Source organism: Leisingera daeponensis DSM 23529 (assembly GCF_000473145.1).
GTDB lineage: Bacteria > Pseudomonadota > Alphaproteobacteria > Rhodobacterales > Rhodobacteraceae > Leisingera > Leisingera daeponensis.
In genome coordinates, this window is sequence record NZ_KI421500.1 from 22,089 (window position 1) to 36,465 (window position 14,377).

Below are 14,377 nucleotides of genomic sequence, written 5' to 3' on the forward strand. Positions count from 1 at the left end.
TTGCAACCCATTCCTACCTATCTGGAATGGCAGCTTCTGAGAAGGCCGTTAATTTTACGTGAGCCATGCATGTTTGCTGCGGCAGAGGAGGCGGGCATCCGCCCGGTTTCATGGCTTGCCGGACACTTTCTTGGGGCCGATGCGCCGCGTGATCAGCCAGGGGGCGGTCTTCAGCACCATCAAAGCAAATCCTGCGGTCCACACCACGGCGGAAACCGTGATCCCGTCCCAGCCCGCGGCAAGCTCTGCACTGCCCGCAAGGCGCAGGGCGGCAGCACCCAGCAGCAGCATGAACGCAAGCGTAAGGGCCGGGCCAGCAACCAGCGGGCGGCCGCTGTGACCCATGGTGGCGCGCATCATTACCGCAAGGGTCATGCCGCCGATTGCGCCGATGCCCAGGATATGCGCCGCCGCCGCGGGCTGCAGCAGGCCGAAGGGCACGCCGCCCGCCGCGATCAGCCCCGCGGGCACCAGCGCATAAGCCAGGTGCAGCATCAGCAGCAGCGGATCCGGCAGGGTCGCAAGGCTGCGCCAGCGCGCCAGGCGCAGCAGGTGCAGCAGGCCCGCGGCCAGCAGGAGCGCACCGCTGGCGGCGGCCCAGGGCGCTGCGGTCCAGGCCACCAGCGCCGCCGCGCCAAAGACCAGCGTCACCGCATCGAACTTGCCAAAGGGCGCGGGCATTTTCGCAGCCCCCTGTTTCGCCAGCCAGTTGCGGGTGAAGCTGGGAATGATCCGCCCGCCGATCAGCATGATCAGAAAGATCAGAACCGCAATGCCCAGGCGGCGCGAGAGATCCGCCGCGCCTTCGGTCATCGCCTCAAGGTGGAAGCAAAGGTTGGCAAGGCCCAGCAGGGTGACCGGCACCAGAACCTTGAGGTTGCGCCAGTTTTCACCGGCAATGATCTCGCGCGCGATCATGGCGATGACGGCGGCCAGAAAGGCGCAGTCGACAACCAATACGCCCAACGCGGGAAGCCCCAGCAAGCCGGCCATCGCCAGCCGCCCCAGCAGCCACAGTCCGGAAAGCAGCGCCAGCGGCCAGCCGCGGGCAGGCATCCGCCCGGTCCAGTTCGGCACCGCAGTGAACAAAAAGCCCGCAACCACGGCGGCACCGTAGCCAAAGATCATCTCGTGAATGTGCCAGTCTGTTGCCAGGAAAGGCCCGCTATACCCCAGGTCGCCGCGCCAGATCAGCAGCCAGGCAGGCACCGCCAGCAGGGCAAACAGGCAAGCACCCAGAAAGAACGGCCTGAAGCCGAAGGAGAAAAGAACAGGTCCGGTATATTCGGTTCGCGCAGCCATGGTGGCCTCCTTGCATCCGGTCAACGACGGGCGGGCGGCACTGGTCAGGTGCCGCCCGCCGGTTCAGCGCAAGGGACGCAATCTTTCGCCGAACCCCGTGGATCAGCTCCGGCGGGCAGGATCGAGGGAGGCTTCCCCGGTTCCGGGTGCCGGTTTTTCCCGCACGGTTGTTTCCTCTGGCCTCACTATGCGATAACGGCGGGTGAACCTCTTTGTCCTTCAGCAAACTTGCGGTGCATTCTTGTCCAAGCTCGACGAAAGCCTTCTGACCGGGCTGCCGCCCTTCAGCCTCCTGGAGCGCGGCCAGATCCGCGAAATTCTCGACCAGGCGCTGCCCAAGCGCTATGACGAGGGCGCGGAGATTTTTCACGAAGGTCATGATGCCGAACGCTTCCACCTGCTGCTGGACGGCTACATCCGGGTGGTGAAAACCACCGAGGGCGGCGAGCAGATCATCGCGCTGCATATTTCACCGGGCCAGCTGTTCGGCATCGCGCCTGCGCTGAACCGCGTCACCTATCCGGCCACCGCCATCGCCGCCTCGGAATCGCTGGCGCTGTCCTGGCCGGCGCGGTTGTGGGGGGAGTTCACCGCCAAGTACCCGGGCTTTGCCACTGAAAGCTACAACACCCTGGGCCAGCGGCTTGGCGAGATGCAGACGCGGATCACCGAACTGGCCACGCAGGCGGTGGAACAGCGGGTGGCGGCAGCTCTTCTGCGGATGGTGACCCAGTCGGGCCGCAAGGTGGAGGAGGGGATCGAGATCGCCTTCCCCGTGACCCGCCGCAATATCTCTGAGATGACCGGCACCACGCTGCACACGGTCAGCCGCTTGCTGTCGGCCTGGGAGAAGGACGGCGTGGTGAAATCCACCCGCAAGTACATCGTGGTCACGGCTCCGCATAGGCTGGTGGTTTTGAGCGGGGCGCAGGGGTAGGAGCGGGGGGAGTAACTGGCGGGAGACCGGCCAGTGTTCCGCTGTCCGGCTTGTTGTTCCATCACGGACACAAAGCGGATCAGCCGGCGCGCTGCCAGGTTCCCCGGAGGCGCAAATATGCTCGCGCAACTGCTGCCGGGCCACTTGCAGCAGTTATTGCCGGCGCCGTCTGGCGACCCGGCTATGCGCGGTGTTCAGGACAATTGACCGTTCCGGGCCGGTCTCACTTGTCTTCGGAGTCCTTCAAGGGCGGGTTGCCGCGCTCATACTGAAGCCGAGAACGTCTCAGGCGCTCAATTTTGTTGCGGCGCCTTTCGTTTTCGTCCTCCAGGATTTCACGCGCTGCGCGCGCGGTCTTCTCCATCGCCGTCTCCTTGCGGGTCAGGCCGGCAAGTTTCAATTCCTCAGTGTTAAGCTTGGACATCTGTTCACTCCTGCGAGGCTGATTTTTGGAGACTTCGTTGGCGCGCGCGAAAGTCCGGTCAGGACCTTCTCCGGGAGGCGCCAAGGGGCCGATGGAAACGGCGCAGCTGCGGCGGCGCCGGTCATGCGTTGCAGGTTACGCGGCGGCGGGGAGGTCCGCTTGGAAACCGGCGGTGTTAACGGCCGAGAGGAATGCGTCACGGGCGGCGCCGACAGGCGCGAGACAGTCCATGGCTGCATCGATCTTTTCAATCGCAACATCTCTGTTGCGGTCGGAAACCGGCCAAGCTTTCTGCAGCCAGAAATGGGCTTGTTCGATTGTGGTGATTTTTCGGGTCCGGCCCTCGGAGGGCAGGAAAATGGTCATGGGAGTGCCCCAGGAAATTTCTATCAAGTTCTATCTTTCTGTGCTTTTTGGAAAACCGCGTCTGACAGACAATTTTGGCAGATGCGGGAAACGGGAGCATTGCAACATGCTCCCGTTAGAGGTCTCAGGCCGTCAGCAGCTTATGCGAGGGCAAGATTGCTGGCGGACTCGCGTCCGTCGCGGCCGCTTTCGATGTCGAAAGTCACGGCCTGGCCGTCGTCAAGCTGCTGGATGCCAGCGCGTTCCAAGGCGGAAATGTGGACAAAAATGTCCCGCGATCCGTGCTCGGGCGCGATGAAACCAAAACCTTTTTGAGAATTGAACCATTTCACGGTGCCATTGGCCATCGTGTCGTCTCCTTTTGAAATGCTATCCGCAACACGCGATAGCCCGGCCCAGTGTCAACATCGGAACAACTGGGGCCGTTAGGAAACAGAAGGTCGTAGGAAGCGCTTTGCTCCACCAAGGTGGGGTATGCGACTCGCGATTGCAAGGGACCATCAGTGATATCTTCAAAATAGTTTTTAGATGGCCCCCATAGCGCGCCTTAACTGCTCGCGGAACGCCATCTCCTCCAGCCCGTATTCCTCGCACGCATCAACCAGCGTGTGGAACGGCGCGATCGGGCAGCCGGGGCAGAGCATCTGGCGGTTCATGAACTCGCCCGCGCAGGCCGGCCAATGGTGGAACATCTCGGAAAGCGGCAGGTCGGGATTGTCGAAATCTGGGCGTCGCATGGCCTGTCCTCCTTTTCCTGCATTTTGCGTGCAGCAATGCGCCCGGTCTTTGCGCTTTAACAACATATGCGGCGGTGCGCGCAGTTAGGCAGGTCCTATCCGCAACTGTACTCAGGACCGCGATATGTCAGAGATACTTACCAAGTCGCGGGCCAGGAACGTGTTCTACGGGGGCTCCTTGTTCTTCGTCGTCGTGTTCGTGGCCATGACCGCGCACAGCCACCGCTTCATCGTGAACACATCCACCGCTGGCATGGAGCTGACCGACGAGGTGCGCCAGGGCAAGCACGTGTGGGAGCGCCACTCCTGTATCAACTGCCACACGCTGCATGGCGAGGGCGCCTATTTCGCACCGGAGGTGGGCAACGTGATGACCCGCTGGGGCGTGCTGGACGATCCCGAAGCCGCCTATGAAATGCTCGATGGCTGGATGAAGGCGCAGCCTTCCGGCGTCGAGGGCCGCCGCCAGATGCCGTACTTCGAGCTGACCGAGGAAGAAACCAAGGCCCTGTCCGAATTCCTGCGCTGGGCGGATCAGACCGACACCCAGAACTGGCCGCCGAACGACGCGGGCTGAGGGGAGAAAAGCAATGAAATATCAATCTCAAAAAGTGGCCTATGCCTATTTCATGGTGGCATTGGGCCTGTTCGCCATTCAAGTCCTGGGCGGCTTGCTGGCCGGCTGGATCTATGTCTGGCCCAACACCTTGAGCGAGCTTCTGCCGTTCAACATCGTGCGGATGCTGCACACCAACGCGCTGATTGTCTGGCTCTTGCTGGGCTTCTTCGGTGCCGCCTACTACCTCGTGCCGGAAGAATCCGAGCGTGAGCTGTTCTCGGTGAAACTCGCGTATATCCAGCTGGCAATTCTTGTCGTCGGGACACTCGGCGCAGTGGTCTCCTACCTCGCGGGCATCCACGGCGGGCGGGAGTTCCTGGAACAGCCCCTGTGGGTCAAGTTCGGCATCCTGGTCGCGGCGGTGATCTTCCTCGTGAACATCTCCCTGACCGTGCTGGCCGGCCGCAAGACCGCGATCACCAACATCCTCCTGATGGGCCTGTGGCTGCTGTCGCTTCTGTGGATCTTCGCCTTTATCAACCCGGACAACCTGTCGCTCGACAAAATGTACTGGTGGTTCGTTGTCCACCTGTGGGTGGAAGCGACCTGGGAACTGGTGATGGCCGCTATCCTTGGCTACCTGATGCTGAAGCTGACCGGTGTTGACCGCGAGGTGGTGGAGAAATGGCTCTATGTCATCGTGGCGCTGGCCCTGTTCTCCGGCATCCTCGGCACCGGCCACCACTTCTTCTGGATCGGCACGCCTGGCTACTGGCAGTGGATCGGCTCGATCTTCTCCACCCTCGAAGTGATCCCGTTCTTTGCGATGATGAGCTTTGCCTTCATCATGGTCTGGAAGGGCCGCAAGAACCACCCGAACAAGGCCGCACTGCTGTGGTCGCTGGGGGCATCTACCGTGGCCTTCTTCGGTGCCGGCGTCTGGGGCTTCCTGCACACGCTGCACGGGGTGAACTATTATACCCACGGCACCCAGATCACAGCGGCCCACGGGCACCTGGCCTTCTATGGCGCCTATGTGGCGATGAACCTGGCGATGTTCACCTATGCGATGCCCCACCTCAGGAACCGCGATCCCTATAACCAGGTGCTGAACATGGCGTCCTTCTGGCTGATGACCGGCGGCATGGCCTTCATGACCTTCGTGCTGACTTTTGCCGGCACCATCCAGACCCACATGCAGCGTATTGTCGGCGACTACTTCATGGACGTGCAGGACCAGCTGGGACTGTTCTACCTGATGCGCCTCGGCTCTGGCGCGGTGGTGGTCCTGGGCGCGCTTCTGTTCATCTACGCAACCGTCGTGGTCCGCCGCGAAGTCATCAAACCCGGCCCCGTGGCCGTACCGGGAGAATAAGTCATGAACGCGATGAATATGCCGTCCGTGCCCTTCTACCGTCCTGCAGGCGATGAATGCACCGTCTTCGAGATGGCCCAAGCCAACGGTCTGCCCCTTCTTCTGAAGGGGCCCACCGGCTGCGGCAAGACGCGGTTCGTGGAACATATGGCGGCCCGGCTCGGGCTGCCCCTCCACACCGTTGCCTGCCATGACGACCTGTCCGCCGCCGACCTGATCGGGCGCTACCTGCTGAAGGGCGGGGAAACCGTCTGGGTCGATGGTCCGCTGACCCGCGCGGTGCGCGAGGGCGGCATCTGCTACCTGGATGAGGTGGTCGAGGCCAGGAAGGACGTGGCCGTGGTGCTGCACCCCTTGACCGACGACCGCCGCCGCCTTGTCATTGACCGCACGGGTGAGGAGTTGGCGGCGCCCAAGCCCTTCATGCTGGTCGCGAGCTACAACCCCGGCTACCAGAACATCCTGAAGAAGCTGAAGCCGTCGACCCGGCAGCGCTTCCTGTCGATCGGCTTCGACTTCCCGGAAGCCTCTGCCGAAACTGCGGTGGTTGCGTCGGAGAGCGGGCTGGACGAGGACCGCTCCGCCGCGCTGGTGCGCTTGGCGGGCCATATCCGCAAGCTCTCCGGTATGGATCTGGAGGAAGGTGTGTCCACCCGCCTCTTGATCTACGCCGCGACGCTGATCGCCAAGGGCATGGGCGTGGAGCGCGCGGTGGAGGCCGCCATCATTGAACCCCTCAGCGACGAGAGTGACGTGCAGCTGGCGCTGCGCGACCTTGCCGCCAGCGTCTACGGGTGAAGCCATGATCCACGCTCTCGACCTTCTGGAACCCGAAGAAACGGTTGGCAACCTGTGGCACGGCATGGCCTCACGGATCGGTGCCGCTGAGGATGGGGCCGAACACACCGTCCGGTTCGAGGACATGCGCGCCAGCGCGGCGGCGCTGTTCCGGGCGCTGGGCGGGGCCGGGGGCGTGGAAATCCAGGTGGCGCCCTCCGTGCTGTCGGACCATCGTCCGGACCGGCTGCGCCGCATCGGCACCCCGCGGGAGATGGTGCATGTGGCCAGCTTTGACGGCGAGCGCCTGCGCCTGCCGCCGGAAATGGCCGCATTTTCAAGCCGCGAGTTGAACCGCAAGGCCTACCTGTGGCTGGCCGCAATGGCCGCCATGATCGAATTGCCGGACCGCAACGAGGACCGCTATCAGGCCGACCAGCTGGAGATCGCCGCCAATGCCCGGGCCGCGGATCAAGTGTTTGCCGCCTGTCCGGGGCTGCGGTCAGCCTATGGCGGCTTCTGCGCCCATGTTGCCGGGACGCGCAAACGCAACGGCCTGCCGCGGTTCGAGGCCCGGATTGAGCGGATGGTGCTGGACCAGATCGGCACCGACTGCCGCATCGCAGAGCCCTGCACCTGCACCGAACCGCGCGGCTACCGGACCTATCAGCCGGTGCCGTTCTGGCTGCGCTTGGCGGTTCCGCAGGCGGGCAGGGGCGCAGCCCCGGAAGCGGAAGAGATGAAAACACCCGGTCTCGCCGTCTCGACCCGCAAGACGGCCAAGCGGCAGGATCAGGACCAGACCACCCGCAAGGACAGCTTCATCGTTCACCGGTTTGAATCCATCCTGTCCTGGGCCGAAAGCCTGAACATCAACCGCATGGTCGATGACGACGACAACGAGAACGCCCAGAAAGCGGCGGAGGATCAGGACAACCTCACCCTCTCGCAGCACATGAAGCGCGCGGCTTCGCGGCTGCGGATCTCGCTGGACCTGTCGCCGCAGGATGCTGAGCACGAGCGGCTGGCGGGGCAGTTCACCTATCCCGAGTGGAACCACCGGCTGGGCAAGCACATGCCCGCCCATGCCCGCGTGCTGGAGGCCGAAGGCAAGCCCGCGGACAGCTTCCAGCCCGACCCGCGGCTGGTGTCCCGCGTGCGCCGCCAGTTCGCGCCGCTGCACCCGCGCCGGGTGATGCTGCCGCGGCAGCTGGACGGCGACGAGCTGGATCTGGAGGCGGTGGTGAAATCCCATGTCGATCTGGCCTGCGGCCAGCAGGGCAGCGACCGGGTCTGGCAGGCCAGCCGCCCGATGGCCCGCGACCTGAGCGTGGCGGTGCTGATGGACTGCTCCCGCTCGACTGAGGCCACGGTCGGCGACCGTCCGGTGATTGAGACCGCCCGCGAATCCCTGTCGGCTTTGGCCGGCGGCATCGCCACGGCTGGCGACCGGCTGGGCATCTGGGGGTTCTCCTCCCTGCGCCGCGACCGGGTGTTCCTGACCCGCGCCAAAGGGTTCGAGGACCCGATGTCAGAGGCGGTCACCGCCCGTATCGGCGGCTTCAAGCCCGGCCACTACACCCGCCTCGGCGCGGCAATCCGCCATGCCTCTGCCCTGCTGGCCGAGGAAGGATCCGAACGCCGCCTTCTGCTGGTTCTGACCGATGGCAAGCCCAACGATCTGGACCACTATGAAGGCGTGCACGGAATCGAGGACAGCCGCATGGCGGTTCGCGAGGCGCGTGCTCTGGGCCAGTCGGTGCATGGCGTGGTGATCGACGCTGACGGGCAGGACTGGTTTGCCCGCATCTTCGGGCGCGCGGGGTTCACCCTGCTGCCCGACCCGGACCGGCTGCCGCGCGCGTTGCCGGAAATCTATCAATCCCTGACCATGGAGCACTGAGATGAAACGCATCCTCTCTCTGGCCCTGCTGGCCCCCTCCAGCGCCTTCGCCGCCGCCTTCGAGCGTCCGATCCCGCAGCCGCAGACCGAAACCGCTGAGTTCTGGTTCCTGGTCGCCTCCATCGCCCTGATCGCCAGCCTTTGCCTGGTGCAATACCTGGTGAGCCGGCGATGACACCGCGGCCCTCCTGGCGGCTGCTGGCGGCGCTTTACCCCTTCGGGGCCGGCGCGGCGGCCGTCAATATCTTCTTTGCCTCGCTGATCGCGAGCTGGATCGGCTGGCGGGTGCTGACACCATATGAGTCGGTGGCGTGGGGGCTGCTGCTGGGGCTGCCTTTGACCTATGTCTTCGCCGGCCATATCGAGCGGCTGAAACAGCAGGCGGACGGCGGCTGAGCCGGTGCATAGCCGCGCGGAAAAAAAGGGCCCTGCACTGCAGGGCCCTCGCACCGTTTGAAACCGGCGCGGCATCAGGAGGCAAGGCGGCCGGGGGGGATGGGGAGCCGCCTTGCCGCAGAGTCAGCCTTCTGCTGCCAGCAGGCCGGCTTCCTCCGCTGCCTGCACCTCGGCCAGGTCGGCTTCGCCATCGGCGTTGGAGTCGATGGTGGCAAAGGTTTCTGCGGTCAAATCCGGATAGGCCGCCTGCAGTTCCTCCAGCGAATAGGTGCCGTTGCCGTCGGTGTCAGCCTCGGTGATGGATTCCATCGCGGCCAGCGGCGAAGCAGCCAGAGCAGCAACAGCGGCGGCGGTCAGCGCGAATTTTTTCATGTGAGACACTCCATTCGTTTGTTTGGTTTTCTACCTGCGGCCACGGTGGTCCGCGTGCCGTGGCATAGAGCTAGGGCGTGTATGCGCCTGGCGCTATCCCCTTGGCGGCAGGACAGAATTTCAGGCACCGCACCGCCGGAAACGGGCGCCGGCTTCGGCGCTTTGCCGCCCTGGCGCCCGGCTGGTCCTTTCTCCGCTCACGCCCGCCAGCCGCTCCCGCAGAATTCTGCCAGCGCCGGCGCAGGCACCGGGCGGCCTCTTGAAATGGGAGAGGTGTGATACAGCGGCAAACGCCGGAAACAGCCGGATTGCGGTCGCCATGAATGCTTGGCCGCAATTCACGCGGCGGATCTGAGCATTCGGCAGAGGACCGGGGTTCCGGGTTTAGCGGGCCGGTACGGCAAAGCCGCCGTTCAGGGCGCTGACCGCAAGTTCCGGCGCCGTGTTGCGGCTGGCCATCCGTTCCAGGTTGACGATGGTCGACAGCATGATGCGGTCATGGCTCCAGTCGCTGGGCCGCTGCAGCAGCATGGCGGTTGCCAGCACCACCCCGGCCATCGCCAAGGACACCAGTCCCCAGCCCAGCGAGTTCGGCCCCTGCGGCTGAACCGCCGTCACCGCTATGATGCGCCGTTGCAGCGATGCGCCGCGGCGGGTTTCGCGGCGGTCGACCAGCGCCACCGCCGGGCTGCGGCGGGTGAACAGGGCCGGGCCGCGGGCGGCATGGGCGCAGGCGCGGATCAGGCATTCGCAATAGGCGCGCACATCAAAACCGGGCCGCGCCATCAAAGCCTGATCGCAGGCAAACTCACGCAGCAGCCGCACTTCGCGCCGCCACATGTAAAAGGCAGGGTTCCAGAACAGCAGCGGGCGCAGCATCTCCAGCAGAAACTCGCATTCGATGTCGCGCTGGCGGAAATGCTGCAGCTCATGGGCGATCGTCAGGCGCAGGTCGCGGGGGTCGTTCAGCAGCGATGAGGGCAGCACCACGTAACGGCGAAATGGCCCGCGGGTGGAATAGGCGACGCGGATGTCGTCTGACACCATAAGCTGCACCCGGCCGATGCTTTTCCAGACAAAGGCGCCGCTCAGGTTCTGGTGCAGGCGGAAGACGGACACCGCCACATGCGCCAGGCAGAGCAGCGCTCCGGCGGCAAACGCCGCGGCAAGGGCCTGTGCCCACAACGGCTGCAGGCTGGTAAGCCCGCGCACCGCATCCTCGCGCAGGCCCAGGGTGGCCTCGAACGTGCCGGCGCTCATGCTGACATTGCCCTGCAGGTACTGCGAGACCAGCATGTCGGAGAAATTCGGCGGATGGGCGATGACATAATGGGTGAAGGCAAGGATCAGCACCGGCGAGCCTGCCAGCAGTACTGTCATCCCATTGAGCAGGCGCAGTTGCGGCCGGTAGGCGCGGCCCAGCGGGCTGCGTGCCAGTGCCTTGCGGGCGGCGAACCATAGCAGGGTGCCTGCCAGCAGCAGGATATTCAGGTCGATATAGGCGTTCAGCAGAACATCAGTTGGCATTGTCCCCCAGCCTTTCCTCCAAGAGCGCCCGCATCTCCTCGAGCATCTCGTCGGTCACATCCTCATCATCGACCAGCCGCGCCACCAGGGCGGCGGGCGCGCCGTTGAAAAGCTTGCTCGAAAGGTTTTTCAGAGATGTTTTCTGATACTCTGCCTTGGGAACGGCGGGGCGGTAGACCAGGGAGCGGTCCTTGCGCTCGCTGGTGAGGAAGCCCTTCTGCTCCATGATCTTGAGAACCGTGGCCACTGAGGTATAGGCGCGTTCCTGCACCTTGTTCAGCTCCGCCAGGATGTCGCGCACGGTGCCGCCGCCCAGGTCCCAGACGACGGTCATGAATTCCAGCTCAACCTCGGTCAGCAGGGAAGTGTCGTGTTTCTTGCGCATCGCCTCGGCAGTCCGGCTCATTTGGTGGTTCCAGTCATGCTAGGGGAAGGGGGCTCCCGTGAAAACTATTTTCTTAGCAGGTGCGCGGCGGCGGGGCATTTGTCGTCAAAATGTGCGCTGCCGCGTGGGTCTTTTCAGCAGGGTCCGGGGGATGGGCCGGTCCGTGCGAAGGTGCCCGGCCCATCGGTTCAGGGTTTTGGCTGAGAAGGCCTTGAAGGGCAGGTTTGCCTTCAAGGCCTGTCCCGATTTCGTTTGCGGCCGCGGGTCAGACCTTCCAGAAGCAGAAGATGCCCCAGGCAATCGACAGACCCAAGGGCCACCACAGCGGCATTCCCACCAGTCCCAGCCAGGCCAGGAAGATGTAGGACGTGCCGAGGAGGCTGATGAACAGCCGGTCGCCGCGGGTGGTGGTGAGGCCCAGCACGCCCTTGCGGGCCGCGCCGCCGGGGTGGCGGATTTCAGCGATGATCAGCACGCCGATCGCGGTGAAGATGCCGATGAACAAAAGGGCAGTGGGCCAGGTCCAGGCCATCCATGAAAGCATTACACCCTCCCCATCGCGAAACCCTTCGCGATGTAGTTGCGGACAAACCAGATCACGATGGCTCCCGGAATGATTGTCAAAGTGCCGGCCGCGGCCAGCAGCCCCAGCTCATAGCCCGCGGAAGATGCGGTCTTGGTCATGGTGGCGGCAATCGGCTTGGCGGCGACCGCGGTCAGTGTCTTCGCGAGCAGCAGTTCCACCCAGGAGAACATGAAGCAGAAGAAGGCCGCCACACCCACGCCCGCCTTGATCGAGGGGATGAAGATCGTCGCAAAGAAGCGCGGGAAGGAATAGCCGTCGACAAAGGCGGTCTCATCCAGCTCCTTCGGCACGCCGCCCATGAAGCCTTCGAGAATCCAGACAGCCAGCGGGATATTGAACAGGCAGTGCGCCAGCGCCACCGCGAGATGGGTGTCGAACAGCTCCACCGCGGAGTAAAGCTGGAAGAACGGCAGCGCAAACACCGCAGCCGGCGCCATCCGGTTGGTGAGCAGCCAGAAGAACAGCTGCTTGTCGCCCAGGAACCGGTAGCGGCTGAAGGCATAGGCCGCCGGCAGCGCCACCGCGATGGAGATCACCGTGTTGATCGACACGTAGAGGATCGAGTTGATGTAGCCCCAGTACCAGCTGGGATCGGTGAAGATCGTCTTGTAGTTGTCCAGCGTGAAGGTCTGCGGGAACAGCGAGAAGCCCGACAGGATTTCATTGGTCGTCTTAAAGCTCATCGCCACCAGCCAGTAGATCGGCAGCATGAGAAACAGGATATAGACGATGGGGACGATGGATCGTTTTTGCATCGGTCTCCCTCCCTTAGTTCAGGTCGTCTTTGGTCATCAGCGTGTAGAACAGCCAGCTGACCAACAGAGTGATTGCGAAATAGATGAGCGACATGGCAGCTGCCGGGCCGAGGTCGAACTGGCCAAGCGCGATTTTCACCAGGTCGATCGACAACAGCGTGGTGGAGTTGCCGGGACCGCCGCCGGTCAGAACAAACGGCTCGGTGTAGATGTTGAAACTGTCCATGAAGCGCAGCAGGATTGCGATGGTCAGCACCGTCTTCATCTTGGGGAGCTGGATGAACCGGAACACCGCCCAGTTGGTGGCACCGTCGATCTTGGCCGCCTGGTAATAGGCGTCGGGGATCGACACGAGGCCCGCATAGGACAGCAGCACGACAAGCGAAGTCCAGTGCCAGACGTCCATGGTCACGATGGTCACCCAGGCCGCAATGGGATCCTGTGTCATGTCATAGTTGATGCCCAGCACGTGGTTCAGGAAATATCCCAAGAGGCCGATGTCGGGCAGGGTGAAGATGTTCCACATCGCGCCGACCACGTTCCACGGGATCAGCATCGGCAGCGCCATCAGCACCAGGCAGACCGGCACCCAGAAGCCCTTGCGCGGCATCGACAGCGCAATGGCGATGCCCAGCGGCACCTCGATGATCAGGATCAGGAAGGTGAACAGAAACTGGCGGCCAAGCGCCGCGTGGAACCGGTCAGAGCGCAGGATCTGCTGGAACCAGTCCAGCCCCTGCCAGAAGAACACGTTGTCGCCAAAGGTTTCCTGCACCGAGTAATTGACCACCGTCATCATCGGAATGAGCGCGTTGAAGGCGACCAGCGCCAGCACCGGCAGGACAAAGAACCAGGCTTTCTGGTTTTCGGTTTTCATCAGGCCGCTCCTTGTTCGTCTGCAGCGGGGGAGGTGGCAAGCCAGCCATCCACGTAAAGCCGGGTCATGTCCTGGCGGAAGGCGAGGTGCACGGCACTGCCTTTTTCCGGGGCGGCGCCGTCGGTGATGGCGTTGATACGGTGGCCGCCGGCCTCGCATTCCACCACCGTGTGGCGGCCAATGTCAGAGACCTTGGTGACCGTGGCAGGCAGACCGTGGCCTGCGAGCGAGACGAACTCCGGGCGGATGCCGATTTCGGTCCGGCCATTTGCGGCACCCTGAACAGGACCTTCCAGCGCAATCTGCTGCCCGGCAAACAGGGCGGCACCGCTCTGCACCGCGCAGGGCAGGATATTCATCCCCGGCGAGCCGATGAAGTGGCCGACAAAGGTGTGCGCGGGGCGTTCGAACAGCTCCACCGGCGTGCCGATCTGCACCACCTCGCCCAGCTGCATCACCACCACCTGGTCGGCAAAGGTCAGCGCTTCGGTCTGGTCGTGGGTGACGTAGATCATCGTCGCCTTCACCCGCTGGTGCAGCTCCTTCAGCTTGGAGCGCAGCTTCCACTTCAGGTGCGGGTCGATCACGGTGAGCGGTTCGTCGAACATCACCACGTTCACATCCTCGCGCACCAGCCCGCGGCCCATCGATATCTTCTGTTTATTGTCAGGTGACAGTCCTGCCGCCTTCTGATCCAGCATCCCGGTCACTTCGAGCATTTCGGCAATCGCCATCACCCGCTTGTGCACCGTGGCTTCGTCCCGGTCGCGGTTGCGCAGCGGGAAGGCCAGGTTGTCGTAAACCGTCATGGTGTCGTAGATCACCGGGAACTGGAACACCTGCGCGATGTTGCGCTGATCCGGGGGCAGGGCTGTGACGTCCTTGCCGTCGAACAGGATCTGGCCTTCGGACGGGACCAGCAGCCCCGAGATGATGTTGAGAAGGGTGGATTTGCCGCAGCCCGAGGGGCCGAGCAGCGCATAGGCGCCGCCGTCGGTCCAGTCGAGGTCGATTTCCTTCAGCGCGTAGTCCGAGTCGGACTTCGGCGTCGAAAGATAGCTGTGGCGCAGTTTTGAGAGAGTTATTTTTGCCATTGATG

General features: G+C 63.6%; 19 protein-coding genes. 7 read left to right on the forward strand and 12 right to left on the reverse strand.

What is annotated here, in order from left to right; genetic code table 11:
• Positions 1–108: 108 nt before the first annotated feature.
• Positions 109–1,302 (reverse strand): NnrS family protein, encoded by a 1,194-nt coding sequence (locus DAEP_RS0100465; protein ID WP_027243286.1) that lies wholly within the window; start codon positions 1,300–1,302, stop codon positions 109–111.
• A 241-nt stretch (positions 1,303–1,543) separates the two neighbouring features.
• Between DAEP_RS0100465 and DAEP_RS0100470 the strand changes: the two genes are divergently transcribed.
• Positions 1,544–2,239 carry a Crp/Fnr family transcriptional regulator gene (locus DAEP_RS0100470; protein WP_027243287.1) on the forward strand — a complete coding sequence of 232 codons (696 nt, stop codon included), beginning with the start codon at positions 1,544–1,546 and terminating at the stop codon, positions 2,237–2,239.
• Positions 2,240–2,462: 223 nt separating this feature from the next.
• On the opposite strand, the gene DAEP_RS0100475 is transcribed toward DAEP_RS0100470, so the two are convergent.
• From DAEP_RS0100475 to DAEP_RS0100490, 4 genes are all read right to left on the reverse strand, one after another.
• Entirely contained in the window at positions 2,463–2,663 is a 201-nt protein-coding gene (locus DAEP_RS0100475; protein WP_027243288.1) for a hypothetical protein, read from the reverse strand.
• A gap of 135 nt (positions 2,664–2,798) precedes the next feature.
• Positions 2,799–3,029, reverse strand: coding sequence for a DUF982 domain-containing protein (locus DAEP_RS0100480; RefSeq protein WP_008554123.1), 231 nt, complete (start codon positions 3,027–3,029; stop codon positions 2,799–2,801).
• Between the two features lie 140 nt (positions 3,030–3,169).
• The gene (locus DAEP_RS0100485; RefSeq protein ID WP_008553396.1) at positions 3,170–3,376 is read right to left on the reverse strand and encodes a cold-shock protein; all 207 of its coding nucleotides are present in this window, start codon (positions 3,374–3,376) and stop codon (positions 3,170–3,172) included.
• 177 nt (positions 3,377–3,553) lie between these two features.
• Complete coding sequence (locus tag DAEP_RS0100490) at positions 3,554–3,766, reverse strand: hypothetical protein (protein WP_027243290.1); 213 nt, start codon at positions 3,764–3,766, stop codon at positions 3,554–3,556.
• Positions 3,767–3,890: 124 nt separating this feature from the next.
• On the opposite strand from DAEP_RS0100490, the gene DAEP_RS0100495 reads away from it, so the two are divergent.
• The 6 genes from DAEP_RS0100495 to DAEP_RS0100520 are packed head-to-tail and all read left to right on the forward strand — an operon-like array spanning position 3,891 to position 8,776.
• Positions 3,891–4,343 carry a c-type cytochrome gene (locus DAEP_RS0100495; RefSeq protein WP_027243291.1) on the forward strand — a complete coding sequence of 151 codons (453 nt, stop codon included), beginning with the start codon at positions 3,891–3,893 and terminating at the stop codon, positions 4,341–4,343.
• Positions 4,344–4,356: 13 nt separating this feature from the next.
• On the forward strand, positions 4,357–5,700 hold the full coding sequence (locus DAEP_RS0100500; protein WP_027243292.1) for a cbb3-type cytochrome c oxidase subunit I: 1,344 nt from the start codon (positions 4,357–4,359) through the stop codon (positions 5,698–5,700).
• A 3-nt stretch (positions 5,701–5,703) separates the two neighbouring features.
• Positions 5,704–6,498 carry a CbbQ/NirQ/NorQ/GpvN family protein gene (locus tag DAEP_RS0100505; RefSeq protein ID WP_027243293.1) on the forward strand — a complete coding sequence of 265 codons (795 nt, stop codon included), beginning with the start codon at positions 5,704–5,706 and terminating at the stop codon, positions 6,496–6,498.
• Positions 6,499–6,502: 4 nt separating this feature from the next.
• Positions 6,503–8,380 (forward strand): nitric oxide reductase activation protein NorD, encoded by a 1,878-nt coding sequence (locus DAEP_RS0100510; protein WP_027243294.1) that lies wholly within the window; start codon positions 6,503–6,505, stop codon positions 8,378–8,380.
• Position 8,381: 1 nt separating this feature from the next.
• A complete protein-coding gene (locus tag DAEP_RS24165; RefSeq protein WP_008557697.1) occupies positions 8,382–8,555 on the forward strand; it encodes a hypothetical protein in 174 nt (57 codons plus the stop codon).
• Positions 8,552–8,776, forward strand: a complete 225-nt coding sequence (locus DAEP_RS0100520) for a hypothetical protein (protein ID WP_008554065.1) — start codon at positions 8,552–8,554, stop codon at positions 8,774–8,776. Before DAEP_RS24165 ends, DAEP_RS0100520 begins: the two co-directional genes overlap by 4 nt.
• Before the next feature lie 123 nt (positions 8,777–8,899).
• Here the strand turns inward: DAEP_RS0100520 and DAEP_RS0100525 are convergent, their stop codons facing one another.
• The 7 genes from DAEP_RS0100525 to DAEP_RS0100555 form a co-directional block, all read right to left on the reverse strand.
• Positions 8,900–9,148 (reverse strand): EF-hand domain-containing protein, encoded by a 249-nt coding sequence (locus DAEP_RS0100525; RefSeq protein ID WP_008554669.1) that lies wholly within the window; start codon positions 9,146–9,148, stop codon positions 8,900–8,902.
• A gap of 384 nt (positions 9,149–9,532) precedes the next feature.
• On the reverse strand, positions 9,533–10,675 hold the full coding sequence (locus tag DAEP_RS0100530; protein WP_027243295.1) for a M56 family metallopeptidase: 1,143 nt from the start codon (positions 10,673–10,675) through the stop codon (positions 9,533–9,535).
• Complete coding sequence (locus tag DAEP_RS0100535) at positions 10,665–11,081, reverse strand: BlaI/MecI/CopY family transcriptional regulator (RefSeq protein ID WP_008555282.1); 417 nt, start codon at positions 11,079–11,081, stop codon at positions 10,665–10,667. The genes DAEP_RS0100530 and DAEP_RS0100535 overlap by 11 nt, the downstream gene beginning before the upstream one ends.
• Positions 11,082–11,325: 244 nt before the next feature.
• Complete coding sequence (locus tag DAEP_RS0100540; RefSeq protein WP_027236659.1) at positions 11,326–11,604, reverse strand: DUF2160 domain-containing protein; 279 nt, start codon at positions 11,602–11,604, stop codon at positions 11,326–11,328.
• On the reverse strand, positions 11,604–12,401 hold the full coding sequence (locus DAEP_RS0100545; protein WP_008554565.1) for a carbohydrate ABC transporter permease: 798 nt from the start codon (positions 12,399–12,401) through the stop codon (positions 11,604–11,606). Before DAEP_RS0100545 ends, DAEP_RS0100540 begins: the two co-directional genes overlap by 1 nt.
• Before the next feature lie 13 nt (positions 12,402–12,414).
• Positions 12,415–13,278: a carbohydrate ABC transporter permease gene (locus DAEP_RS0100550; RefSeq protein WP_008553303.1), complete on the reverse strand. Its 864-nt coding sequence runs from the start codon at positions 13,276–13,278 to the stop codon at positions 12,415–12,417.
• Complete coding sequence (locus DAEP_RS0100555) at positions 13,278–14,372, reverse strand: ABC transporter ATP-binding protein (RefSeq protein ID WP_027243296.1); 1,095 nt, start codon at positions 14,370–14,372, stop codon at positions 13,278–13,280. Before DAEP_RS0100555 ends, DAEP_RS0100550 begins: the two co-directional genes overlap by 1 nt.
• Between the last annotated feature and the right edge of the window lie 5 nt (positions 14,373–14,377).